We start from the raw sequence: 689 nt of genomic DNA on the forward strand, positions 1-689 counted from the left end.
CCCCAGCCGGGTCTCGACCGCCACGCCCGGCAGCGCTCCGGCCGGCCGCAGCGCCCGCAGCAGCGAGGCCGTGTCGAGGGCGAGGTACACCACCCCCTGAAACCCCCCGTCCGTTCCCACCGGCAAAAAGAGCAGCATGCCGTCCAGCGCCTGGCCGCCGGACCCCTGCTGCACCAGCCTGACCGGGCAGCTGATCTGGCTGCGCTGCCCCTCCCGCGCACGCAGGATGGCGGCGCGGCGGCAGGGCTCGGAGAGCATGTCGAAGCCCAGCGCCTGACGGTTGACGCGGTCGGCCGGAGCGATGCGCTCGATCACGGCCTGCGGGCGCCCCCCCGCCCCCTCGCGCCAGCGGCTGAAGCCCACCGCCAGCACCCCGGGGAAACGCTCCCGCAGGTCCAGGCTCTCGACGTAGGTGCCGTACTCGGCCTGCCCGGGCTCGTCCTCGACCAGCCAGAACGACCGGGTGGCCCGCAGCAGCGTCTCGTACTCGTTGAGCTGGTCGCGCAGGATGCTGGCGTGGGCATTGACCTCGCGGTCAAACCGCGCCCGCTGCTGCTCCTGCACGGAGCGGTAGAGAAAGGCCGCCGCGAACACGCTCAGCAGCAGCACCAGCGTGAACGCGGCCAGCGGCCAGCGGCGGTCCGGCGACCCGGCCCCGGTCACGGCTGCTCCTCCGCGCCGCCCGCCGC

At 74.5% G+C, this 689-nt stretch carries 1 protein-coding gene; it reads right to left on the reverse strand.

Going from position 1 to position 689, the window contains the following annotated elements; translation table 11 throughout:
- On the reverse strand, positions 1–663 hold a 663-nt coding region (locus QOL99_RS17360), incomplete at its 3' end, for a CHASE domain-containing protein (RefSeq protein ID WP_285525662.1).
- Positions 664–689 lie beyond the last annotated feature (26 nt).

Origin of the sequence: Deinococcus rhizophilus (assembly GCF_030271215.1) — a bacterium.
In the GTDB taxonomy this organism is placed as follows: Bacteria; Deinococcota; Deinococci; order Deinococcales; family Deinococcaceae; genus Deinococcus; species Deinococcus rhizophilus.